Annotated in this window: 20 protein-coding genes; 9 read left to right on the top strand and 11 right to left on the bottom strand. The window is 64.6% G+C overall.

All coding sequences use genetic code 11. The annotated features are described in order from the left end of the window. Positions 1–44 precede the first annotated feature (44 nt). Together AC6I7Z_RS06650 and AC6I7Z_RS06645 are read left to right on the top strand one after the other, a co-directional pair. Positions 45–1,400: a formimidoylglutamate deiminase gene (locus AC6I7Z_RS06650; protein ID WP_497813597.1), complete on the top strand. Its 1,356-nt coding sequence runs from the start codon at positions 45–47 to the stop codon at positions 1,398–1,400. After that, complete coding sequence (locus tag AC6I7Z_RS06645) at positions 1,397–1,936, top strand: HutD/Ves family protein (RefSeq protein ID WP_497813596.1); 540 nt, start codon at positions 1,397–1,399, stop codon at positions 1,934–1,936. The genes AC6I7Z_RS06650 and AC6I7Z_RS06645 overlap by 4 nt, the downstream gene beginning before the upstream one ends. On the opposite strand, the gene hutC is transcribed toward AC6I7Z_RS06645, so the two are convergent. Further along, a complete protein-coding gene (hutC, locus tag AC6I7Z_RS06640) occupies positions 1,920–2,675 on the bottom strand; it encodes a histidine utilization transcriptional repressor HutC (RefSeq protein WP_316556119.1) in 756 nt (251 codons plus the stop codon). The genes AC6I7Z_RS06645 and hutC overlap by 17 nt on opposite strands. Positions 2,676–2,939: 264 nt before the next feature. Between hutC and hutH the strand changes: the two genes are divergently transcribed. The 3 genes from hutH to AC6I7Z_RS06625 all read left to right on the top strand — a co-directional run bounded on the left by hutH (position 2,940) and on the right by AC6I7Z_RS06625 (position 8,544). After that, the gene (gene hutH, locus AC6I7Z_RS06635; protein ID WP_497813595.1) at positions 2,940–4,499 is read left to right on the top strand and encodes a histidine ammonia-lyase; all 1,560 of its coding nucleotides are present in this window, start codon (positions 2,940–2,942) and stop codon (positions 4,497–4,499) included. Positions 4,500–4,509: 10 nt separating this feature from the next. Beyond that, on the top strand, positions 4,510–6,195 hold the full coding sequence (gene hutU / locus AC6I7Z_RS06630; protein ID WP_497813594.1) for a urocanate hydratase: 1,686 nt from the start codon (positions 4,510–4,512) through the stop codon (positions 6,193–6,195). A 1,191-nt stretch (positions 6,196–7,386) separates the two neighbouring features. After that, positions 7,387–8,544, top strand: a complete 1,158-nt coding sequence (locus AC6I7Z_RS06625; protein WP_497813593.1) for a M20 aminoacylase family protein — start codon at positions 7,387–7,389, stop codon at positions 8,542–8,544. Position 8,545: 1 nt separating this feature from the next. Here AC6I7Z_RS06625 and ybiB read toward each other — a convergent pair whose 3' ends face one another. Together ybiB and dinG are read right to left on the bottom strand one after the other, a co-directional pair. Next, the gene (gene ybiB / locus AC6I7Z_RS06620) at positions 8,546–9,514 is read right to left on the bottom strand and encodes a DNA-binding protein YbiB (protein WP_497813592.1); all 969 of its coding nucleotides are present in this window, start codon (positions 9,512–9,514) and stop codon (positions 8,546–8,548) included. Positions 9,515–9,567: 53 nt separating this feature from the next. Next, a complete protein-coding gene (dinG, locus tag AC6I7Z_RS06615) occupies positions 9,568–11,745 on the bottom strand; it encodes an ATP-dependent DNA helicase DinG (protein WP_497813591.1) in 2,178 nt (725 codons plus the stop codon). Positions 11,746–11,928: 183 nt separating this feature from the next. On the opposite strand from dinG, the gene AC6I7Z_RS06610 reads away from it, so the two are divergent. Then, the gene (locus tag AC6I7Z_RS06610) at positions 11,929–13,188 is read left to right on the top strand and encodes a histidine-type phosphatase (RefSeq protein WP_497813590.1); all 1,260 of its coding nucleotides are present in this window, start codon (positions 11,929–11,931) and stop codon (positions 13,186–13,188) included. Here the strand turns inward: AC6I7Z_RS06610 and AC6I7Z_RS06605 are convergent. The 3 genes from AC6I7Z_RS06605 to AC6I7Z_RS06595 are packed head-to-tail and all read right to left on the bottom strand — an operon-like array spanning position 13,173 to position 14,724. Further along, complete coding sequence (locus tag AC6I7Z_RS06605) at positions 13,173–13,640, bottom strand: GNAT family N-acetyltransferase (RefSeq protein WP_497813589.1); 468 nt, start codon at positions 13,638–13,640, stop codon at positions 13,173–13,175. The two genes, AC6I7Z_RS06610 and AC6I7Z_RS06605, sit on opposite strands and share 16 nt — an antisense overlap. Beyond that, positions 13,637–14,164 carry a GNAT family N-acetyltransferase gene (locus AC6I7Z_RS06600; RefSeq protein WP_497813588.1) on the bottom strand — a complete coding sequence of 176 codons (528 nt, stop codon included), beginning with the start codon at positions 14,162–14,164 and terminating at the stop codon, positions 13,637–13,639. The genes AC6I7Z_RS06605 and AC6I7Z_RS06600 overlap by 4 nt, the downstream gene beginning before the upstream one ends. Further along, the gene (locus AC6I7Z_RS06595) at positions 14,161–14,724 is read right to left on the bottom strand and encodes a helix-turn-helix domain-containing protein (protein ID WP_497813587.1); all 564 of its coding nucleotides are present in this window, start codon (positions 14,722–14,724) and stop codon (positions 14,161–14,163) included. Before AC6I7Z_RS06595 ends, AC6I7Z_RS06600 begins: the two co-directional genes overlap by 4 nt. 152 nt (positions 14,725–14,876) lie before the next feature. Between AC6I7Z_RS06595 and AC6I7Z_RS06590 the strand changes: the two genes are divergently transcribed. Beyond that, positions 14,877–15,617 (top strand): MerR family transcriptional regulator, encoded by a 741-nt coding sequence (locus AC6I7Z_RS06590; protein ID WP_497813586.1) that lies wholly within the window; start codon positions 14,877–14,879, stop codon positions 15,615–15,617. A gap of 77 nt (positions 15,618–15,694) precedes the next feature. Further along, positions 15,695–15,802, top strand: coding sequence for a YohO family small membrane protein (locus AC6I7Z_RS06585; RefSeq protein ID WP_491565906.1), 108 nt, complete (start codon positions 15,695–15,697; stop codon positions 15,800–15,802). Here AC6I7Z_RS06585 and AC6I7Z_RS06580 read toward each other — a convergent pair. From AC6I7Z_RS06580 to osmF, 4 genes are read right to left on the bottom strand one after another with little or no spacing between them, the layout of a single operon-like run. Next, positions 15,783–16,514, bottom strand: a complete 732-nt coding sequence (locus AC6I7Z_RS06580) for an ABC transporter permease (RefSeq protein ID WP_497813585.1) — start codon at positions 16,512–16,514, stop codon at positions 15,783–15,785. The genes AC6I7Z_RS06585 and AC6I7Z_RS06580 overlap by 20 nt on opposite strands. Then, positions 16,514–17,449 carry an ABC transporter ATP-binding protein gene (locus AC6I7Z_RS06575; protein ID WP_497813584.1) on the bottom strand — a complete coding sequence of 312 codons (936 nt, stop codon included), beginning with the start codon at positions 17,447–17,449 and terminating at the stop codon, positions 16,514–16,516. The genes AC6I7Z_RS06580 and AC6I7Z_RS06575 overlap by 1 nt, the downstream gene beginning before the upstream one ends. Next, complete coding sequence (locus AC6I7Z_RS06570; protein WP_497813583.1) at positions 17,436–18,617, bottom strand: ABC transporter permease; 1,182 nt, start codon at positions 18,615–18,617, stop codon at positions 17,436–17,438. The genes AC6I7Z_RS06575 and AC6I7Z_RS06570 overlap by 14 nt, the downstream gene beginning before the upstream one ends. Positions 18,618–18,620: 3 nt before the next feature. Further along, positions 18,621–19,535, bottom strand: a complete 915-nt coding sequence (gene osmF, locus AC6I7Z_RS06565) for a glycine betaine ABC transporter substrate-binding protein OsmF (RefSeq protein WP_048785936.1) — start codon at positions 19,533–19,535, stop codon at positions 18,621–18,623. A gap of 208 nt (positions 19,536–19,743) precedes the next feature. Between osmF and AC6I7Z_RS06560 the strand changes: the two genes are divergently transcribed. Further along, the gene (locus AC6I7Z_RS06560) at positions 19,744–21,219 is read left to right on the top strand and encodes an MFS transporter (RefSeq protein ID WP_497813582.1); all 1,476 of its coding nucleotides are present in this window, start codon (positions 19,744–19,746) and stop codon (positions 21,217–21,219) included. A 183-nt stretch (positions 21,220–21,402) separates the two neighbouring features. Here the strand turns inward: AC6I7Z_RS06560 and idi are convergent, their stop codons facing one another. Next, positions 21,403–21,936, bottom strand: a complete 534-nt coding sequence (gene idi / locus AC6I7Z_RS06555) for an isopentenyl-diphosphate Delta-isomerase (protein WP_497813581.1) — start codon at positions 21,934–21,936, stop codon at positions 21,403–21,405. Between the last annotated feature and the right edge of the window lie 145 nt (positions 21,937–22,081).

The raw sequence follows: 22,081 nt of genomic DNA, 5'->3' as shown, positions 1-22,081 counted from the left end.
AAGTATGTATATGTATATACAACTACAGCCGGTGAGGATCAACTATGGCAACCTTTTTTGCTCCACGCGCGCTGCTGGCCGACGGCTGGCGACATCAGGTGCGTATTACCGTTAACGACGCCGGCGTTATTGAGCGCGTCACGCCCGACAGCGACGCGCACGACGCTATCCGCCTGCCCGGCGCAACCCTTCCCTCTGTCGCCAATCTGCACTCGCACGCCTTTCAACGCGCCATGGCCGGGCTGGCGGAGGTCGCAGGCGATCCTCAGGACAGCTTCTGGACATGGCGCGATCTGATGTATCGCATGGTGCAGCGCCTGACGCCGGAACAGGTGGGCGCCATCGCCGCGTATCTCTATATCGATATGCTGAAAGGCGGCTATACCCAGGTGGCGGAGTTTCACTATCTCCATCACGATCCCAGCGGCGCGCCCTACACGCAGGACGCGATGCTGCAGCAGCTGATGCAGGCCGCCGAGATCGCCGGCATCGGCCAGACGCTGCTGCCGGTGCTCTACAGCCACAGCGGATTCGGCGCGCAGCCGCCGCTGCCGGGACAAAAACGCTTTATTCAGCAGACCGACGCCTGGCTGCGGCAGCAGGAACGGCTGGCGGCGAGCGTGCGCGATAAGCCGCTGCTTAATCGCGGCCTCTGTTTTCACTCGCTGCGCGCGGTGAGCGAAGCGCAGATGCGCGAGGCGCTGGCCGCGAGCGACAGCGCGCTGCCGGTGCATATTCACGTCGCCGAGCAGGAGAAAGAGGTCAACGACTGCCTGGCCTGGAGCGGCGAGCGGCCGGTGGAGTGGCTGCTTAACCGCTTTGAGGTCGATGCGCGCTGGTGCCTGATCCACGCCACGCATCTCGACGCGCGCGAAATCGCGCAGCTCGCCGCCAGCCGCGCGGTGGCCGGTCTCTGCCCGACCACCGAGGCCAATCTCGGCGACGGCATCTTCCCGGCGGCTGAGTTTATCGCCCAGGGCGGACGCTGGGGCATCGGCTCCGACAGCCATGTTTCCCTCAGCGCGCTGGAGGAGCTGCGCTGGCTCGAATATGGCCAGCGGCTGCGCGATCGCCGCCGCAACCGCATCACCACGGCGGATCAGCCCTCGGTAGGCGATCTGCTGTGGCGCGGCGCGGCGCTCGGCGGCGCGCAGGCGTGCGGCGTCGCGCTCGGCGAACTGTCGCCGGGTAAACGCGCCGACTGGCTGGTGCTGGCGGAGGATGAATGGCTCGACAGCGTGGGTGACGAGGCGCTGCTCAACCGCTGGCTGTTCGCCGGACGGCGCGAACAGATCCGCGAGGTGTGGGTCGCGGGCCGCGCGGTGATCGAGGGGGGACGCCACGCCGCGGAAGAGCGCTGCGCGGCCGCGTTTCGCCAGGCGATGGCGGCGCTGCGATGAGAACGCATTTCTGCTACGCCGATCTTCCGGTCAGCCGCTGGCGCAACGGCGGCGGCGAAACGCGCGAAATCGTCAGCTATCCGCCGGGCGAAGCGGATTTCGCCTGGCGCGCCAGTATCGCCACCCTCGCCCACGATGGCGATTTCTCACGCTTTCCCGGCATCGATCGGGTGATTACGCTGCTGCGCGGCGATGAGGTGCGGCTCAGCGCGCCCGCCGCCACGCACCGGCTGAAGCCGCTTCAACCGTGGCGCTTTCCCGGCGAATGGGCGATCCACGCCGCTCTGCAGGGGCAAAGCGAAGACTTTAACATCATGACGCGGCGCGACAGCTGGGCGGCGGAGGTGGCGGTGACCGCACAGGCGGAGGCCAGCCTGCACGGCGTCGCCTGGTCGATCGCCGGCGAATGGCGGCTGGATAACGGCGAACGGTTCGGCGCAGCGCAGGGCGTCTGGTGGCTGGATGAGGAGACGCGGCTGACGCCGGTCACGCCAGGTGCGCAGCTGCTGCTGACGCGTCTTAGCCGTGTCCCTTGAAGCGGCCAAGCAGCTTATAGCGCGATCCCGGATAGAGCAGGCGCGCGTAGGTGACGATTTTGGTGTCGCTCCAGGTCTGGCGTCGAATCAGCAGGCAGGGCTCGTGCTCATCCAGCGACAGATATTTACGCTGGCGCGCGTCCGGCAGCACCGCCTCGACGATATGCTCGCCTGCGGTGAGCGGCGCCACCTGCATCAGATAGGTATAGGGCGTAAGCTGGTGGTAATCCTGGCTCAGGTAATCGGGCGCCACCAGCGGGTTAACCAGGCGATCCTCCAGCTGCACCGGCAAATCGTCCTCATAGTGCACGATCAGCGAATGGAAGAGGGTCTGACCGGTGCTTAAGCCGAGCACCGCCGCCTGCTCGGGATCGGCTTTATTCTGGCCGATGGCGAGGATCTGGCAGCGATGCTGGTGGCCGCGCTGGGCGATCTCGTCCGCGATGTTATGCACTTCGAGCATTGCCGTGTAGCCTTTCATCTCGGCGACGAAGGTGCCGACGCCCTGCATACGCACCAGAAAGCCTTCACTGGTCAGTTCGCGCAGCGCGCGGTTGATGGTCATGCGGCTGACGCCCAGCTCGTTAACCAGCTCGCTTTCCGACGGCACGCGCTGGTTCGCCTTCCAGCTGCCTGCGCGGATCTGGCTGACGATCGCCTGCTTGACGCGCTGGTAGATTGGGGCTGGCTCATCGCTCATCGCGGCCGCCAGCTGTGCTATTGCCGAATGCTCGACCATATTCATTTCCTTATCACGATAATGCCTGAAGTTTACTGTCTCACGGCGTAAATGTATATACATCCTCAGCCCCGCCCGTCTCGCTATCGCACGCCAGTTGAGCACGCTAATTTGTGATCGCGCTGGCATAGCAAATGCTTATAACTTGCCAGTTGTATAGACAAGAATAGACACTTGTGGTTCACTCGATTTCATTCGCTGCGCAGAGTGAAAACGGTTCGGGTTTTTGCTTAACGCGCTTACTTGTATAGACAGGAGTAGACTATGTCAGGTTCGGCTCAGGCGATGCGCCTGGTTCCCGGTAAAGTGGATCTTGCCGCGCTGCGCAGGATATATCAGGGCGGCGTGACGCTCACGCTTGATGAGCAGGCGCAGGAGGCTATCCTGCGCGCGCAGCAGACCGTGGATGAGATCGTCGCCTCCGGCAAGGTGGTGTACGGCATCAATACCGGCTTCGGCAAGCTGGCGCAGACGCAAATTCCCGCCGCCCGTCTTGCGGATCTGCAGCGTAATCTGGTGCTGTCGCACAGCGTTGGCCTGGGCGATCTGCTGCCCGATAACGTAACCCGTCTGGTGATGGCGACCAAAATCATTAGCCTGGCGCGCGGCCATTCCGGCGTGCGTATCGCGCTGATCGACGCGCTGCTGACGCTGTTTAACGCGGGCGTGATGCCCTGCATTCCGGAAAAAGGCTCGGTCGGCGCGTCCGGCGATCTGGCGCCGCTCGCGCATCTTTCGCTGATGCTGCTGGGCGAAGGCCAGGTACGCGTCGATGGCGCGCTGATCCCCGCGCGTGACGCCCTGGCCTCCGTTGGGCTGGAGCCCTTCGTGCTCGGCCCGAAAGAGGGTCTGGCGCTGCTTAACGGCACCCAGGTGTCGACCGCGCTGGCGCTGCGCGGCCTGTTCGAGGCGGAAAACCTGATGGCCGCCGGGCTGGTAGCGGGCGCGCTGTCGCTGGAGGCGATTAAAGGCTCGCTGAAACCTTACGACGCGCGCATTCATCAGGCGCGCGGCCAGCGCGGGCAAATCGCGGTGGCCGCCGCCGTCGAAACGCTGGTCAACGGCAGCGAAATTCTCGGCTCGCACGCTAACTGCGGCCGGGTGCAGGACCCCTACTCGGTGCGCTGCGTGCCGCAGGTTATGGGCGCCTGCCTCGACAATCTCACTCATGCCGCGCGCGTACTGCAGATTGAATCCAACGCCGCCTCGGATAACCCGCTGGTGTTCAGCGACAGCGGCGACGTCATCTCCGGCGGCAATTTCCACGCCGAGCCGGTGGCCTTCGCCGCCGATATTATCGCGCTGGCGGTAGCGGAGATCGGCGCTATTTCCGAGCGCCGCATGGCGCTGCTGCTCGACACCGGCCTCTCTGGCCTGCCGCCCTTTCTGGTGCGCGACGGCGGCGTCAACTCCGGGTTTATGATTGCGCAGGTCACCGCCGCCGCGCTGGCCTCAGAGAATAAATCGCTGGCGCATCCGGGCAGCGTCGACAGCCTGCCGACCTCCGCCAATCAGGAAGATCACGTTTCGATGGCGACCTATGCGGCGCGCCGTCTCGGCAGCATGTGCTTTAACACCGCCGCAGTGGTCGGCATCGAAGCGATGGCGGCGGCGCAGGGCATTGAGTTCCACCGTCCGCTGCAAAGCTCCGCGCTGCTTGAGCGCGAGATTAGCCGTATTCGTCAGCAGGTCGCCTTCCTTGAGGAAGACCGCCTGCTGGCGCCCGATATCGACGCCATGCGTCTGTGGGCCAGCCGTAGCGACTGGCCCGATTTTCTCACGGCGCTGCTGCCCAGCCAGCAGACCGTCTCTTCAGGTGAATAAGGAATCTGCTATGAGCGAAACTCTCTCCCAGGCCGTGGCGCGCGAAGTGCGTGCGCCGCACGGCACTACGCTGCACTGCGCCAACTGGCTGATCGAAGCCGCCTGGCGCATGATCCAGAATAACCTCGATCCCGACGTGGCCGAGCGGCCGGAAGATCTGGTGGTTTACGGCGGCATCGGCAAAGCGGCGCGCAACTGGGAATGCTTTGAACAGATCCTGCGCTCGCTGGAGCTGCTGCAGCCCGACGAAACCCTGCTGATCCAGTCGGGCAAGCCCGTTGGCGTCTTCCGCACCCATGCCGACGCGCCGCGCGTGCTGCTGGCGAACTCCAACCTGGTGCCGCACTGGGCCAACTGGGATCATTTTCACGAGCTGGATAAAGCCGGGCTGATGATGTACGGCCAGATGACCGCCGGCTCCTGGATCTATATCGGCGCGCAGGGCATCGTGCAGGGCACGTATGAAACCTTCGTCGAAGCGGGCCGTCAGCACTATAACGGCGATCTGGCCGGACGCTGGATCCTGACCGCCGGTCTGGGCGGCATGGGCGGCGCGCAGCCGCTGGCGGGCGTGCTGGCGGGCGCCTGCGTGCTGGCTATCGAGTGTCAGGAATCGCGCATCGATTTTCGCCTGCGCACCCGCTATGTCGATCACAAAGCCTACACGCTGGACGAGGCGCTGACGCTGATTGAAGAGGCGACGCAGGCGAAACAGGCGATCTCCGTCGGCCTGCTGGGCAACGCCGCCGAGATCCTGCCGGAAATGGTGAAACGCGCCCGCGCGGGCGGCATCAGGCCCGATATCGTGACCGATCAGACCTCCGCGCACGACCCGGTAAACGGCTATCTGCCGATCGGCTGGGACGTGGCGCGCTGGCAGTCCGAACGCGCCAGCGCGCCGAAAGCGGTGGAAAAAGCGGCGCGCGCTTCGATGGCGGTGCACGTGCAGGCGATGCTCGACTTCTGCCATATGGGCATCCCCACGGTGGACTACGGCAACAATATTCGTCAGGTGGCGCTGGACGAGGGCGTCGAGAACGCCTTTGATTTCCCGGGATTCGTGCCGGCCTATATTCGTCCGCTGTTCTGCGAGGGCAAAGGACCGTTCCGCTGGGTCGCGCTGTCGGGCGATCCGGAAGATATCTACAAAACGGATGCGAAGCTCAAAGAGCTGTTTCCGCAGCATAAAAGCCTGCATCGCTGGCTCGATATGGCGCAGGAGCGCATCGCTTTTCAGGGTCTGCCGGCGCGCATCTGCTGGCTGGGGCTAGGGGAGCGCCATCTGGCCGGACTGGCGTTCAACGAGATGGTGCGCAACGGCGAGCTGAAAGCGCCGATTGTGATTGGCCGCGACCATCTCGACTGCGGTTCCGTCGCCTCGCCGAACCGCGAAACCGAGTCGATGAAGGATGGCTCCGACGCGGTGTCCGACTGGCCGCTGCTTAACGCCCTGCTGAATACCGCGGGCGGCGCGACCTGGGTGAGCCTGCACCACGGCGGCGGCGTCGGTATGGGCTTTTCGCAGCATGCGGGCATGGTGATCGTCTGCGACGGCAGCGAGCAGGCCGACCAGCGCCTGGGCCGCGTGCTGTGGAACGATCCCGCCACGGGCGTGATGCGCCATGCGGACGCCGGGTATGAGCGCGCGCAGGCCTGCGCGGCCGAGCACGGGCTTAATCTGCCGATGCTGAAGTGAGGGGCGCCAGGCCGGGCGCGGGCGGCGGCGGGTTCCGTCCCGCCTGACGGGCTGGCCTGCTGCGCAGGCGGGCGCTGAGCGGGTTCCGCCCGCTGGCGGGTTGGCCTGCTGCGCAGGTGGGCGCTGAGCGGGTTCCGCCCGCTGGCGGCTCTGGTTCGCTGCGCGAACAGGCTCTGAGCGGGTTCCGCCCGCCAGGCGGCAGGGAGTTTCAGCAGCGCCGCTGCTGGCGTGCGTGTTAAGGGGCTCGCCAGCCCCTTAACAATCCCGGCTTCCGGCAGCCTCCACGCCGCGCTCCGCGCGGTCCCTTCGTTGCTTACGTCGGCCTCACGGACCGCGCGGATTCGACATCCTGTCTCATGCCGCGCTCTCGCCGACGTCCTGTCGGCTCGTCCTGGCCGCCGTGCGCGCCTCAGCGTGTCGGATGCCTCTGACACTGCCCCGCCTGCAATTTCCTTATTTTTATTAACGACGCCATTGTCTGAGCGCATGACTCATGCTTTCAGCGACAAAGATGCGCCTTTAAGAATCAGAACTCGCAGCGGGGGTTGTAGGGGCCATCGCAGCCGCTGAGCGGAGGAAGGATTTCAGGACGAGCGGCAGGGATGCCGCGAAGAGGCTGGCATGAGCCAAGGATGGCGAATCCAGCCGGTCCGTCAGAAATCCTGAGAGAGCGAAGGGACCCGCGCAGCGGGCGGCTGAGCTGGCCCGAGGCGCGGGTGCAGGGCCGGCGCCCACCGGCCCTGCTCGGTCGCCCGCAGCGGGCGAAATGAAACTCCCTCGCTGTCAGGCGAACGAAACCTGCGCCGCTGCCAGGCGAGCGAAACCCGCATCGCCGTCAGGCGAACGAAACCTGCCCCGCCGCCAGGCGAACGAAACCCCCACCGCCGTCAGGCGAGCGAAACCCGCACCGCCGTCAGGCGAACGAAACCCGCACCGCCGTCAGGCGAACAAAACCCACGCCGCCACCAGGCGAACGAAACCCGCTCAGAGCCATCTGCGCACCAGGTCAATCGCCGCGCGCGCCGCGCGCAAAAGGCAAGCGGGGCCGCTACCCCGCTCCGCCCCCAGCCGGTCCGCTGCCCCTTATTCCCTTTGGTTCTGACCTATAGCCAAATTCCCAGCCCGGAAGATAGACGCGCCTGCGCCTTGCCACTAAAGTGGAGACTCATCACTACAGGAGCGCGATTCCGCATGACCCTATCCCCTGCCCTGCTCGACAAAGCCCAACACTGGCGTCATCAGCTGCACCGCGAACCGGAACTCGGTTATCAGGAGCATAAAACCAGCGATCTGGTCGCGCAGGAGCTGGAAATGGCGGGATTGCAGGTGCATCGCGGGCTGGCAGGCACCGGCGTGGTCGGCACGCTGCGCAACGGCGACGGCCCGGTTATCGGGCTGCGCGCCGATATGGACGCCCTGCCCATCACCGAAAAAGGCAACCCGCAATGGCGCTCTGCGCGTCAGGGCGTGATGCACGCCTGCGGCCACGACGGCCATACCGCGATACTGCTGGCGGCGGCGCTGCAGCTGGCGGCCACGCGCCGCTTTCGCGGCACGGTGCACTTTATCTTTCAGCCCGCCGAAGAGAATCTGGGCGGCGCGCGCAAAATGGTGGAAGAGGGATTGTTTCAGCGCTTCCCCATGGATGCAATCTATGCGCTGCATAACTGGCCTGGCCTGCCGGTGGGATCGCTGGCGGTCAATCCCGGCGCGATGATGGCGTCGCTCGACTCGTTTGAAATTACCCTGACCGGCAAGAGCTGCCACGCGGCGATGCCGGAAAGCGGCGCCGATCCGATGGTAGTGGCCGCCGAACTGATTCTGGCGCTGCAAACCATTCCGTCACGTCGCCTCTCGCCGCTCGCCTCGGCGGTGGTCAGCGTCACGCAGATCCACGGCGGCGAAGCGATTAACGTCATCCCGGAAACGCTGGTGCTGCGCGGTACGGTGCGATGTTTGCAGACCGACGTACGCAACAAGGTACGCGGTCTGATCGAAGAGTTTGTCACTACCCTGCCGCGCCCGTTCGGCGTCAGCGGCGCTGTTCACTGGTTTCCCGGCTATCCGGTCACCGCCAACCACGCCGAACCCGCTGAGCAGGTACGCATGGCGGCGCAGCAGATGCTGGGCGAAGAGCAGGTACACTGGCAAGTGAATCCCTCCATGGCGTCGGAAGATTTCGCCTGCATGCTTGATGTCTGTCCCGGCGCCTATTTCTGGCTGGGCGCCGATGGCGCGACGCCTTCCGCACCGCTGCACAACGCCGAATATGACTTCAACGACGCGCTAATTCCGCTGGGCGTGACGTTCTGGCAGCGCCTGGTCGAACAGGCGCTGCCGCAAGGCTAACTTAAAATCCGGCGTCGCTGAGGCGCGCCAGGCCCGCCTCCAGCGACGCGCTCTCGCCGCTGGCGCGCAGGCAGCAGGCGATTTGCAGACGCAGCGCCTGCGGCACCGGGCACTCGCCCTTCAACACCCTTTCCGTCCAGCGCGCGGTCGCCTCGGCCGATTTATCCGCCGGCAGCTCCGGCGCCGCTTCCGGCTGCCGCTCTACCCAGACTTCCGCTTCGCCTCCTGCGCCGGGAATAAAGCTGATCGCCGGACAGCGCAGCGGGCTGGCGTAAACTTCGCCTTCCGTGCCGTTCAGCAGAATGGCGGGCGCGTCGATATCGCTAAAGAATTTCGCCACGCGCGGTACATATTCCGGGTGCGATACGCTGGAGAGACGCAGCGCGTCGCGTTCGCCGAACGGCGTCGCCAGCTTCACCAGCGTATGGGCGCTGCTGCGCACCCCCATTCGCCAGCGCAGCGAAAGCTGCTTCGCCATCGGCGGGCAGAGATGATCGATGGTGATAAAGGCGAGGCCGCCCTTGTCCAGCGCCGCCTGCGCCTGCTGCTGCGTGGTCACCGCCGCAATGCCGAGCGCGGCGAACACCGCCTCGCTGGTAACGCGCGTCGGATCGTCGCTGACGCCGTGCACCAGCACCGGAAAGCCCAGGCGATTCAGCAACAGCGCCAGCAGCGGCGTCAGATTGCCCTGACGCCGCGCGCCGTTGTAGCTGGGAATAACTATCGGCTGCGGATGCTGCACAGGCGCCTGCAGCGACATCATGCTCGCCTGCATCGCCTGATAGAAACCGCGCATCTCCTCTTCGCCTTCGCCCTTGATGCGTAGCGCGATGAGAATGCCGCCCAGCTCCAGCTCCGGCACCTCGCCCGCCAGCATCGCCGTATAAAGCGCCTGCGCAGTGGCGAGGTCGAGATCGCGCGCGTGATTTTTGCCGCGTCCGATCTCTTTAATCACTTTGTTCAGTTCCATTCTTCGCTTCCGATCAGGGGCCGCGCCAGGCGGCGGCCAAAATTAGTCAGTGGTTAACGCTTCGTCGCCGGCCGCCGGGTGGGGCGCCGTTTGTTACCCGCCAGCGCTGGCGCGCGTTTCACCTTCAGCGCGGCGGGCGCCTCCGGCTGCTCGATAGGGAAGACCGGCAGCGCGGCCAGCAGGCGGCTGCCGTAGGTTTTGCTCAGCAGGCGACGGTCATAGATGACGATTTCGCCGTAGCACTGATGACTGCGGATCAGGCGGCCAACCTGCTGGATCAGCGTAAAGGAGGCGCTCGGCAGGCTCTGCACCTCAAACGGGTAGCGATTCAGGCTCTTAAGCCATTCGCCTTCGGTCAAAATTACCGGACTGTCCACCGGCGGAAAAGCGATTTTATGAATATGCACCTGGCTCAGCAGCTCGCCTTTTAAATCCAGCCCTTCGGCGAAGGACTGCAGGCCCACCAGAATGCTGGTGTCGCCCTTCGCCACCCGTTTACGGTGCAGATCCACCAGACGCGAGCGCGGCTGATCGCCCTGCACTAGCATGGTCAGGCGCAGCTCAGGCAATTGTGCGACGAACTGCTGCATCGCGCGGCCGCTGGCGAACAGCACCAGCACCCCTTTGTGCTTCTCCTCTTTCATCTGCTGACGGAAAAAGGCCGCCATTTCGGCGATATGCTCCGCTTCGTTCGCCAGCAGCGGCTCATAGCGCATCTGCGGGATCACCAGCTTGCCCTGCTCGACGTGATTAAAGGGCGAGTCGAGCGCCACGAATCGGTCGCCGGCTTTCTCGCTCAGGCCCGACATCTCCTGCAGGCGGCCGAAGCTGTTGAGCGAGCGCAGCGTAGCGGAGGTCATCACCACATGAGGAATTTTGCGCCACAGCAGCTTCTCCAGCTGATCGCTGACGCGAATGCCGGCGCAGTGAAACAGCAGATGCGCCTGGCCGTCGCGCAGCTCGCGCGTGATCCACTTCGACACCGGCGCGCCCGACGCTTTCGGCATTGCCGCCAGCCGCCACAGCTTGCTGACTGATTCGAACCAGCCGAACTGGCGGTTAAGCTGCAGCAGATTGCGGTGCAAACGCATCAGATCGACGCTGCCGGTCTGTTCGCTGAGGGCGTTGATCAGTCCTTCCGCCAGGCCGCGCAGCGCGTCGCTCAGCTTGAACAGGCGCGCGCAGAGGGCCAGCAGCTCTTCAGGCAGCTCGCCGAGCACAAAGCGAAACTCGCCCGGCTGGTTGTCGGCGGGCAGCAGCGGATTGAGCGCCTGGCTCAGCGTCGTCAGCAGCTCGCGCAGTTCCTCGCAGTGCGCCTTGAGACGCTCGGGGTTGCTGAGCGGCGGCGGCGATTTCGGGCGCATCTGCGTCATAATGCCCTCTACCAGCCGCACGAAGAGATCGAGCTGCAGGCTGCTCCAGCCGGGCGTGATGTCGGCGCTCATCTCCAGCGCGTCGCGCGCCACCTCCGGCAGATGGTGGCCTTCGTCCAGCACCAGCATCAGGTGCTTCGGCGGCGGCAGCACCGACTCGTTCTCCATCGCCGCCATCACTAGCGCATGGTTAGCCACCACGACATCCACCTGCTCGATTTCACGACGGGCGACGAAAAAGGGACATTCGCGATACCAGCGGCAGTGCGCGCCGAGACAGCTCGCTTTGTCGGTCGAGAGGCGCTGCCACAGGCTGTCGCTGATATTCTCTTCGCTGTGGTCGCGCAGTCCGTCCCAGGCGTAGCTGCCGAGCGCCTTCTCCAGTCGGCCGCACTGCGTCTGCTCCTCCTGAGTGCTGCTTACCGCCTCGTCGTCAAGATAGAGCAGCAGATCGCCCTGCTGGTCGTCGCTGGCCGCCAGCGCCGCCAGATTGCGCGGACAGACGTAGCGACCGCGCCCGAAGGCGGCGGTAAAGGTAAGATCGGGAATGATCTTTTTCAGCAGAGGCAGATCTTTGGTAAAGATCTGATCCTGCAGCGCCACGTTGGCGGTGCTGACGATCAGGGTCTTCTCTTCGGCGCGGCTCGCCGCGATGCCGGGGATCAGGTAAGAGAGGGTTTTGCCGACGCCGGTCGGCGCCTCAATCGCCAGATGGCGCGCGTCGTCGCCCGCCAGGCACTTCGCCACTTCGGCGATCATCTGGCGCTGCGGCGCGCGGGGAATAAAGTCCGGCACCTGCTGCTGTAGCGCCTTATACCACTGCGCTATCTGGCTTTTTATTGCTGCTGTCAGGGCCATAGTCGTTTACCGCCGGGTGAAAATGGCCTGTATTTTTACACAGTAATCCGCCAGCGTCAGCTTTGAGGCGCATTTTTTCGCGCCGTCTCGAAGAATTGCGCAGCGGAAAAATCTTGCCGTAGCCAGCGGCCGGGCTTCAGCGCTATGGTGTCGCATCACCGCCGTTCTCATAAGGAAGAAGAGATGATTTTTCCCCACCGCGCCTTTGCCGCTCTCTGCGCCCTGCTGCTCTGGATGGCGCAGGCCGCCGCGCAGCCGACCTATCAGCTGGAGCAGGTGGTGGAGCTGAGCCGCCACGGCGTGCGTCCGCCCACGCCGGGCAACCGCAAAGAGATCGAGGCCGCCACGCAGCGTCCCTGGACGGTATGGAGCACGCGCGACGGCGAGCTGACGGGCCACGGCTATGCGGCGGTGGTCAATAAAGGGCGCTGGGAGGGCGAACATTATCGTCAGCTCGGCCTGCTGACGGCCGGCTGCCCGCAGCCGCAGGATATCTACGTGCGCGCCAGCCCGCTGCAGCGCACCCGCGCCACCGCCGAAGCGCTGGTGGACGGCGCCTTTCCCGGCTGCGGCGTGCCGGTGCATCACGTGGCAGATGAAGCCGATCCGCTGTTCCAGACCGACGCCTTCGCCGCAACGGCGACCGATCCTGCGCGGCAGCGGGCGGCGGTCGCGGCGAAGGCGGGCGATCTGGCCGCGCGGCAGCGGGCGCTACAGCCCGCCGTTCAGGCGCTGAAGCAGGCGGTGTGTCTCTCGGACGCCCAGTGCGCGCTGTTCGATCAGCCGTGGCAGATCCGCCAGAGCAAAGGCGGCCACGCCTATATCGCCGGCCTGAGCGTGATGGCGAGCATGGCGGAAACGCTGCGCCTCGGCTGGAGCGAGAACCTGCCGCTCAGCCAGATCGCCTGGGGCCATATCACCCGCTCGGCGCAGATCACCGCCATTCTCCCGCTGCTGACGGCGAACTACGACCTCAGCAACGACGTGCTCTACAGCGCGCAAAAGCGCGGCTCGATTCTGCTCAACGCTATGCTGGAGGCAGCGGAAAGCCGCGACGCCGCGCCACATGCGCGCTGGCTGCTGCTGGTGGCTCACGACACCAATATCGCGATGGTGCGTACTCTGATGGGCTTTAGCTGGACGCTGCCCGGCTACGCGCGCGGCAATATCCCGCCCGGCGGCGCTCTTGTGCTGGAGCGCTGGCGCGACAACGCCAGCGGTGAACGCTTTCTGCGCGTCTATTTTCAGGCGCAAAGCCTGGATGACCTGCGCCGTTTGCAGCCGATCGACGCCGCGCATCCGCTGCTGCGCGAGGAGTGGCGGCAGGCGGGATGCCGTGTGACGCCGGTGGGCACCCTCTGCCCGCTGGCGCGTGCCGTTCGCACGCTAAGCCAGCAGATTGACCCGCGGGCGGTGACGCCGGTCAGCTATGCGCTGCCCTGACCATCCAGCCGTTTGCCCAGACATTGCGCCTGCGGCATTGCGGCATAAGGTCCGAATGCGGCAATAGGCTGAAAGCCGTGGCGTGCGTAAAACGCCAGCGCGCGCGCGTTGACGCGGCGCGTCTCCAGCCACAGCTGGCGATATCCCGCCAGCAGCGCCTGCTGCTCAAGGAAGTGCAGCAGCGCCGCGCCAGCGCCCTGGCTTCCGGGCAGCGCGAACATGCGTTTAAGCTCAGCCACGCCGGGCTGCAGCGGGCGAAAGGCGCCGCATCCAACCGGCTGCCGCTGCGCATTCCGGGCCACGGCGAAGCAGCGTCCCGGCATCGCCATTTCCGCCGCATCAAAACGGGCACGGCCGCTGCTGCCGGTTAACTGCGCCAGGGTGTCGGAAAGCCGATCCAGCAGCCAGCGAGCGTCGGGATGATCCGCATCTTCACGCGCGACCTGGATCATGGCAGGGGCTTCAGCGGCTTAAACATTACCGTCGTCGCCTCCAGCTCGCCCGCGATCGATTCGGCGTAGCCTGGAATCGAGCCGGCAATCTGCCAGCCGAGCGAAAGATAGAGCTGCGTGGCGACGTCGCCGCTGCGGGTGTCCAGCACCAGCAGCGTTTTGCCCAGCGCCTGCGCGCGCTGCTCGGCCAGCCGCATCAGCTGGCGCGCGATGCCCTGACGGCGAGCGGCGGGATGCACCAGCAGCTTGTTTATCTCCGCGCGATGGCGGCCGTTGGGCATCACGGCGGCGCTCAGGGTGAGCGTGCCGACCACCCGCTCGTGCTGGCGCGCAACGATGAGTTCGTTCTCGCCCTCGGCGAGGCTGGCTGCGCGTTGCTGCCAGAAACGCGCTATCGTCGCGCGGTCCTGCGGATCGGTAAAGCCGATGCTGGCGCCGTCCGCGACGCACGCCTGCAGCAGATCGCTGAGAAAGTCCTGCTCGATACGCGCCCGATCGGCGTCAAGCCATTCATAAGTTGTCATGGTTTGCATACCACCAGCACATAGCGCGCGCCGTCGGTGAGATGCGCCTCGAACGCCGAGCGGCCGGTCAGATGAAAACGCAGGCAATCGCCGCTCTGTAAGGTCCAGCTCTGCCCGTCCATGGTGATGGTCAGGCCGCCCTGCTGCAGCCAGATATGCTGCTCCAGCCCCTGAACAGGCGGCGCATCGTAATCGATGCGCGCGCCCGGCCGCAGCTGCCCTTCCACCAGCTCTGCGCGGAAGTGGGCGGCCGGCGGCGAGACGTTGCGGCGCACAAAGCCGCTGGCGTCGTCGCGCCATAACGGCTGCTGTTCCGGCGTCAGCAGCAGATTGACCGCCTCTTCCACTTCACTTAACAGCCGGGACATGGTAAGACCATAAGCGACGCACAGCCGATTCAATAAGGCAGCCGTCGGGCTGGTTTCGCCGCGCTCAATACGCGACAATGACGCCCGGCTGATGCCGGTCGCCGTGGCGAGTTCATCCAGCGACCAGCCGCGCTGAACGCGGAGTTCCGCAAGGCGAGCCGCAAGGCGTTGTTCACTCTCTTCAGTCAGCATGGCGCTCTTCTCATATTTGGGAAAAATATCTCATAAATGAGATATAGCGTGAAACTGGCGCCAGGGTCAACTTGTACATTTAAAAAACATTTGTACAAGTTGATCCGGTTAGTTAAGGTTACTGGATCGCAGTCAGGAAGTTTGGGGAAGTTATGGCCTTTTACAGTATCGGTGACGTCGCCGAACGCTGTGGAATAAACCCAGTCACGCTGCGCGCGTGGCAACGACGTTACGGCTTGTTAAAGCCGCAGCGATCGGAGGGTGGACATCGTCAGTTTGATGACGAGGATGTGCAGCGCATCGAAGAAATCAAACGCTGGATCGAAAGCGGCGTGCCGGTAGGCAAAGTCAAAGCGCTGCTCGAAGGCGAGAGCGTGAACGTACACGACGGCTGGGGCAACCTGCAGGAAGAGTTGATGGGCGTGCTGCGCCACGTCAAACCGTCAAAGCTGCGCGCCAAAATCGCCGCGCTCGGGCGGGAAAACCCGGTAGACGCGCTTATCGATCACGTGATTATGCCGGTTCGGCAGAAGCTTGGCCTGGATCAGAACACCGCGCGCGTGATGAGCAGCCTGCTGGATGGCGCGCTGATTGATTACGTCGCCTTCTGTCTCGCCGCCAGTCGTAAAAAAGCGGGTAAAGACGCGCTGATCCTCGGCTGGGCGGTAGAAGACCGCACCCGCATCTGGCTGGAGGCCTGGCGTCTCTCGCAGGAGGGCTGGCGACTCGACGTGCTGGCGGAGCCGCTCGATCTGCCGCGCCCCGAACTTTTTCCCGGTCAGACTATTTTTGTCTGGACCGGCAAAAAGCTGACGCGTCGCCAGCAGGAGCAGCTGACGCACTGGCAGGAGCAGGGATATACCATTCGCGCCCACGAAACGCGCTTTCAGTAAAACGCACGCAGGGCCCTTTTCGCCTCGCCCTGCCCGCGTTATTATCCCCGGCTTTCGGGCTCTACTCAGGTTTCCGCATGAACTGGCAAAAAATCTTCTTCGCAACGCTGTTTTTCATTATGGCCGTCGGCGGCACCGGCGGGCTGATGCTGGTCGGCTACACCCTCATTCTCCACTCACGCTAAGCCAGCGCTGCAGGCGCTCAAACAGGCGATCGCTGACAATCGCCAGCAGCGCCACCAGCAGCGCGCCCTGAATCACATAAGCGGTGTTAAAGCCGCTCAGTCCGATGATCACCGGCGAACCGAGACTCTCGGCGCCGACGGTCGAGGCGATGGCCGCCGTGCCGATGTTGACGATCACCGAGGTGCGCACGCCCGCCAGTATCACCGGCGCAGCCAGCGGCAGCTCTACCTGCCTCAAACGCTGCCACGCGCTCATACCGACGCCGTCGGCGATCTCCCGACTGCTGGCGGGCACGCTATCGAGCCCGGCCAGCGTGCCCTGTAAAATCGGCAGCAGACCGTAAAGCAGCAGCGCCACCACCGCCGGCCAGGCGCCGAAGCCCATCACCGGCACGGCGATCGCCAGCACCGCGACCGGCGGAACGGTCTGCCCGGCCGCGACGATAGTCTCCACCAGCGGCCGAAAGCGCCGTCCCGCGCGCCGCGTAACCAACACCCCGCCACCGACGCCGACCAGCAGCGCCAGCGCGCTGGCGGTGACCACCAGAAAAAGATGCGCCAGCGCCAGCTGTAAAAAGCTCTCCTGCTGGTAGAGCGGCCGCGCCTGCTCCGGGAACCACCAGGCGAAGAGCGGCCCGCTGTAGGGCAGGCCGAGCAGCAGCGCCACAAACAGGATAATCAGCCACAGCAGCGGGTCCTTCAGCCAGCGCATCATTGCCCCTCGCGCAGGGTCAGCAGATCGCTGAAGTAGAGCACGCCGAGCGGCTGCTGGCGCTCATCCACCACCGGCAGCTTATCGGCGCGCCGGGCGATAAACTGCGACAGCGCTTCGCGCAGCGACTGCGCGGCTGCCAGCGGCTCACCCTCCAGCCACTCGCCGCGCCGCGCCGCGTTGCCGACCTGCCCCAGCGACAGCAGACGCACGCCCAGCTCGCTTCTGCCAAAGAAGTCCTGCACAAAGTCGTTTTTCGGCTGCGTCAGCAGCGCGGCGGGCTTGCCCTGCTGCACAATCTCCCCTTGATCCATCAGCACGATGTTATCCGCCAGCGTCAGCGCCTCGTCGATGTCGTGCGTCACCAGCACGATGGTGCGGCCCGACAGGCGGTGAATGCGCAGCATCTCCTGCTGCAGCGCGCCGCGCGTGACCGGATCGAGCGCGCCGAAGGGTTCATCCATCAGCAGCACTTCAGGATCCGCCGCCAGCGCCCGCGCCACGCCGACGCGCTGCTGCTGGCCGCCGGAGAGCTGATGCGGCAGACGCCGCGCCAGATGCGCATCCAGACTCAGCAGCGCCAGCAGCTCCTCGACCCGCGCGCGAATGCGGGCTTTCGGCCAGCCGAGCAGCGCAGGCACGGTGGCGATATTTTTTTCCACCGTCCAGTGGGGAAACAGGCCGATGGACTGAATGGCGTAGCCCATGCGCCGTCGCAAATCGCGCGCGTCAAGCCGGCGGATCGACTCGCCCGCGAACAGGATCTCGCCCTCGTCGAACTCCACCAGGCGATTGATCATCTTCAGCGTGGTCGATTTGCCGGAGCCCGAGGTGCCGAGCAGCACGCTAAACTCCCCTTCGCCGATCTGCAGCGACAAATCCTTCACCGCCGCTTTGCCGGCGAAGTGCTTACTGACGCCGTTAAAGTGAATCATGGGTTCTCTCCAGCAGGGAAATCAGCAGGCGGAACAGCGCGTCAATCACCACCGCCAGCGCAATCACCGGGATCACTCCCAGCAGCACCAAATCGAGCGCGCTGCTGAGCAGTCCCTGAAAAATAATGGCGCCGAAGCCGCCTGCGCCGATTAGCGCGGCGATCACCGCCATGCCGAGCGTCTGCACCACCACCACGCGCAGCCCGGCGAGCCAGACCGGCAGCGCCAGCGGCACGTCGACGGCGAAAAAGCGCTGCAGCTGGCCCATGCCCATGCCGCGCGCGCTTTCGCGCACGTCGCGCGGCACCTGCTGCAGCCCGGCTACTACGCTGCGCACCAGCGGCAGCAGCGCATAGAGCGTCAGGGCGATAAGCGCCGGCGCCATGCCGATGCCGCTGACGCCCCAGCTTTTCAGCCAGGGAAAGGCGCTCGCCAGCCCGGCCAGCGGCGCGATCAGCAGGCCGAACAGCGCCACCGACGGCACGGTCTGAATAACGTTCAGCACGCTGAAAACGCCGCTCTGCCACGCCGGACGCCGGTGCAGCAAGACGCCGAGCGGCAGGCCGATGAGCAGCGCAGGCAGCAGGGTGCCGCTGAGCAGCGTCAGATGGCGCGCCAGCGCCGCGTCAAATACCGCGTGGCGGTTGGCGTACTCCTTCAGCAGCGACAGCGCGTTCAGCTCGCCGCTGAACAGCATCAGCAGCGGCAGCAGCCAGATCTGCAGATTGAGCAGCAGTCGCCAGAGAGTATTGCGCGTCAGCGTGCGCGTCAGCTCCGCGCCCAGCAGCAGCGTGACGCCGCACGCCAGCCACAGGCCGCCGCCGAAGCTGGTGCGCGCCAGCGCGCTGCCCTGCGCCGCCAGCCGCGCCGCCTCGTGCCCGCTCAGCCACACCATGCCGGTCAGCAGCGCGTCGCAGGCGAGCAGCATCAGCGCCAGCGCCGCGCGCGTCGGGCGCGCCCACAGCAGCAGCCAGAGCGCCGCCAGCGGCAGCGCCAGCCAGCCGGCGTCGCTGACCTGGCCGAGCATCAGCGGCTGGCCGGAGACCAGTCGGTTAGGCGCGTAGCTGAGAAACGGCAGCCAGTAGAGCGCCAGACTTAACAGCAGCAACAGCAGCAGCGCGACCGGCTGGCGCCGTGCCGCCAGCATCGCATCCCGCGATAGCGCCATGGTTTACAGCAGCTTCTGCTGCTGCAGCCATTCGCTCGCCACGCTGCTGGCGTCCTGGCCTTCGACGGCGATTTTCGCATTCAGCTGCTGCAGGGTTTTCTCATCCAGCTTGCTGAAGACCGGCTTCAGCCAGCTTTCGATGTCGGGATAGGCTTTCAGCACCGCGGCGCGGATCACCGGCGTCGGCGCATAGATCGGCTGCACGCCTTTGGGATCGCTCAGGGTTTGCAGGCCCAGCGCCGCCACCGGGCCGTCGGTGCCATAGGCCATCGCCGCGTTGACGCCGGAGGTCTGCTGCGCCGCCGCCTTGATGGTGACCGCCGTATCGCCGCCCGCCAGCGAGAGCAGCTGGCTCTGCGTCAGCTTAAAGCCATAGGCTTTTTCAAAGGCCGGCAGGGCGTCGCCGCGCTCGATAAATTCCGCCGAGGCCGCCAGCTTGAAGGTGCCGCCTTTTTTCAGGTAGCTGCTGAGATCGTCAAGCGAGCTGAGCTTGTTCTGCTGGGCGATATCCTGGCGCACCGCGATAGTCCAGGTGTTGTTGGCGGGCGCCGGCGTCAGCCACACCAGCTGATTTTTGTCGGCGTCGAGCTTTTTCACCTTCTCATAGCCCTGACGCGCATTTTTCCAGGCGGCGTCTTTTTCGTCGTTGAAGAAGAAAGCGCCATTGCCGGTATATTCGGGATAGATGTCCAGTTCGCCAGCGGTAATGGCGCCGCGCACCACCTGGGTGGTGCCGAGCTGGATTTTGTTCACCGTTTTCACGCCGTGCTTTTCCAGCACCTGCAGGATCACATTGCCCAGCAGCGAACCTTCCGTATCAATTTTCGAACCCACGCGCACGGGATCGGCGGCCTGCGCCGCGCCTGTCGCCAGCAGCAGCGCGGCTGCCGTCAATGCCAGAAAACCAGACCTTGCCATGAGGTGTTCCTTTAATTCGGTTATTTGTGAGGTGCTTATAGAGAGTAGTCGTTTCGTCATGCATCGCGTAACACATTGCCTGAAGCGTGAAGTATCGCGCCTCAACTTTTTCATACTGTTATCCGTTCGGTTATAACTGAAAAGAATTTACGTCCAGACGTCTGGAGGGTAAGGTGTCCATTCACTCACAATAATCACAGACAACATTATGACCGACCTCACTTCATCTTCCGCCCAGGTGGCGTTAACAGGGAACCGGCCCGAAGGGGAAACGCAGTGGATCCGCAGCGCGGCGGACGTGTCGCGCCTGATCAACAGCGGCGACGGCGCGCGCAATAACGCGCGCATCGTGGTGGCGATCGCGCTGGGCGGCGTGTTTCTCGATGCTTACGATCTCGGCGCGCTGGCGTTCGGCATCAAGGATGTGGCACGCGAGTTCAACCTCACCCCGACCGGCACCGGCATGGTCGCCTCCGCCATTACCTTTGGCGCCATTGTCGGCGCGCTGATCGGCGGCTACCTCACCGATAAGATTGGCCGCTATCGCGTTTTTATGGCGGATATGTTCTTTTTCGTGGTGGCGGCGCTCGCCTGCGCCTTTGCGCCCAACGAGTATGTGCTGGGCGGCGCGCGCTTTGTCATGGGACTGGGGGTCGGCATCGATCTGCCGGTGGCGATGGCGTTTCTCGCCGAGTTTTCCCGCCTGCGCGGCAAGGGCAACAAGGCCGCCAGCGTGGCGATGTGGTGCCCCACCTGGTATGCGGCGATCAGCATCTCCTATCTGCTGGTGCTGCTGCTCTATGCGGTGCTGCCGGAAAGCCACACCGGCTGGCTGTGGCGCCTGATCCTCGGCTTCGGCGCGGTGCCGGCGCTGATTATTATCGCCATCCGCAGTCGTTATATGAGCGAGTCGCCGGTCTGGGCGGCCAATCAGGGCGATCTGAAAGGCGCGGCCGCCATTTTGCGCAGCGGCTGGAATATCAACGCGCAGGTGGCAGAGGAGGCGTCTACGGCGCCTGTCCAGCCTGCACGCCGCGCCAGCTGGCGCAACTACGGCGCGCTGCTGCGCGGCGTTTACCTGCGCCGCACGCTGCTGGCGACCATCACCTCGGTCGCCTCTTCCTTCGCCTATAACGCGGTGGCCTTCGGCCTGCCGGTGATCATCACCAGCTTTTTCGCCCAGTCGATGCTGACCACGATTCTGGTGTCGCTGGCGCTCAATTTGCTGTTCGCCTTTGTCGGCGGCGTGCTGGCGGTGCGTCTGGTGCCGCGTCTGGGCGCGTGGAAGATGTCGGTGGCGGGCTACGCCTGTCAGTGCGTGGCGCTGCTGGGGCTGGCGCTGATTGGGCGTCCAGAAGGCGGTCAGGAGGCGGGCATCGCCATTGCGATGCTGGCGCTGTTTCTGTTTGGCCAGGGCTTTGGCCCCGGTTCGCATACCATGACCTTCGCGTCGCTCAGCTATCCGACTTCGCTGCGCGGCGTCGGCGTCGGTTTTAACCAGACGCTGATGCGCGGCAGCTCAACCGTTTCGCTGTTTCTGTTTCCGGTGCTAGTCGCCGCGCTGGGCACCGGGGTTTTCTGGGTCATTTTCCTGGCGCCGCTGGCCGGTCTGCTGGCGCTGCTGGCGATCCGCTGGGAGCCGTCGGGCTATGATGTGGACGCGGAGGATTTTGCCGGACGTTAAAACGCGCTTGTGCGGCCTGTGTAGCAGTGCTAACGCGGGAGAGAGGAACCGATCGCAAAGACGCAATAAACGCCATCCATGGCAGCTCGGCCCGCGCAGTCCCTTGCGCGGGACGCTTTGCTCATCGGTTCCTCTCTCCCGCTTACAAATTACGTGCGGTCTGAATGAGGTCCGATCCGCTATTCAGGCTGGCATACTCAGCGCATTCAAATAGGCGGGTATGCGCGGAAAGGTGTAGAGAAACCAGGGCGTGAACTGCTGCGGCGCCTCAAGCATCGCGCGCTGGATGTCGCTCACCGAAAGGTAGCGCCAGTCATCCGCTTCCTGGGGATTAGGCGTCGGTGGCTCATCGCTGACGGCGAAATAGACATGGCCATACTCATGCTCGATCAGGCCGTTGCTGAGCGGCAGGTTGTAGCTCAGCTCGAAGACCGGCGTCAGCGACAGCTCCAGTCCCATCTCCTCGTATAAGCGGCGCTCCGCCGCCTGCTGCGTTGGCTCCGCCGGATAGGGGTGCCCGCAGGTGGTGTTGCTCCACAGCCCGCCGCAATGGTATTTGCCGCTGGCGCGGCGCTGCAGCAGCAGTTCGCCGGACGAATTAAATACGTAGACCGTGACCGCGCGATGCAGCAGTCCCTTCTCATGCACTTCCAGCTTTTCCATTTTGCCGGTGGGACGATCGAGATGGTCGACGAGAATAACTTCGATAGCAGACATGAGGATTCCTTAAGATAACTCTTACTATTCTGGCACATCCCTGCCGTATCATGCCGCGTGAATTCGTGCGGTTTCGCGCAAAAAAAACGGACTTGCCTGCGCGAGTCCGTGGGATAACTGACGTTGTGCTGACGCGGGTAGCAGA

Source organism: Pantoea sp. X-Soil-MYKO-1289 (genome assembly GCF_059730625.1).
This window is presented reverse-complemented; position numbering and strand designations above follow the sequence as displayed.

Coding starts and splice junctions, on each gene's coding strand:
- AC6I7Z_RS06610 (WP_497813590.1), top strand. CDS start 11,929: ATGATTTTTCCCCACCGCGCCTTTGCCGCTCTCTGCGCCCTGCTGCTC.
- dinG (WP_497813591.1), bottom strand. CDS start 11,745: ATGGCCCTGACAGCAGCAATAAAAAGCCAGATAGCGCAGTGGTATAAG.
- AC6I7Z_RS06605 (WP_497813589.1), bottom strand. CDS start 13,640: ATGATCCAGGTCGCGCGTGAAGATGCGGATCATCCCGACGCTCGCTGG.
- osmF (WP_048785936.1), bottom strand. CDS start 19,535: ATGGCAAGGTCTGGTTTTCTGGCATTGACGGCAGCCGCGCTGCTGCTG.
- AC6I7Z_RS06645 (WP_497813596.1), top strand. CDS start 1,397: ATGAGAACGCATTTCTGCTACGCCGATCTTCCGGTCAGCCGCTGGCGC.
- idi (WP_497813581.1), bottom strand. CDS start 21,936: ATGTCTGCTATCGAAGTTATTCTCGTCGACCATCTCGATCGTCCCACC.
- AC6I7Z_RS06575 (WP_497813584.1), bottom strand. CDS start 17,449: ATGATTCACTTTAACGGCGTCAGTAAGCACTTCGCCGGCAAAGCGGCG.
- AC6I7Z_RS06580 (WP_497813585.1), bottom strand. CDS start 16,514: ATGCGCTGGCTGAAGGACCCGCTGCTGTGGCTGATTATCCTGTTTGTG.
- AC6I7Z_RS06600 (WP_497813588.1), bottom strand. CDS start 14,164: ATGACAACTTATGAATGGCTTGACGCCGATCGGGCGCGTATCGAGCAG.
- AC6I7Z_RS06650 (WP_497813597.1), top strand. CDS start 45: ATGGCAACCTTTTTTGCTCCACGCGCGCTGCTGGCCGACGGCTGGCGA.
- hutC (WP_316556119.1), bottom strand. CDS start 2,675: ATGGTCGAGCATTCGGCAATAGCACAGCTGGCGGCCGCGATGAGCGAT.
- ybiB (WP_497813592.1), bottom strand. CDS start 9,514: ATGGAACTGAACAAAGTGATTAAAGAGATCGGACGCGGCAAAAATCAC.
- AC6I7Z_RS06595 (WP_497813587.1), bottom strand. CDS start 14,724: ATGCTGACTGAAGAGAGTGAACAACGCCTTGCGGCTCGCCTTGCGGAA.
- AC6I7Z_RS06560 (WP_497813582.1), top strand. CDS start 19,744: ATGACCGACCTCACTTCATCTTCCGCCCAGGTGGCGTTAACAGGGAAC.
- AC6I7Z_RS06570 (WP_497813583.1), bottom strand. CDS start 18,617: ATGGCGCTATCGCGGGATGCGATGCTGGCGGCACGGCGCCAGCCGGTC.
- hutU (WP_497813594.1), top strand. CDS start 4,510: ATGAGCGAAACTCTCTCCCAGGCCGTGGCGCGCGAAGTGCGTGCGCCG.
- hutH (WP_497813595.1), top strand. CDS start 2,940: ATGTCAGGTTCGGCTCAGGCGATGCGCCTGGTTCCCGGTAAAGTGGAT.
- AC6I7Z_RS06585 (WP_491565906.1), top strand. CDS start 15,695: ATGAACTGGCAAAAAATCTTCTTCGCAACGCTGTTTTTCATTATGGCC.
- AC6I7Z_RS06590 (WP_497813586.1), top strand. CDS start 14,877: ATGGCCTTTTACAGTATCGGTGACGTCGCCGAACGCTGTGGAATAAAC.
- AC6I7Z_RS06625 (WP_497813593.1), top strand. CDS start 7,387: ATGACCCTATCCCCTGCCCTGCTCGACAAAGCCCAACACTGGCGTCAT.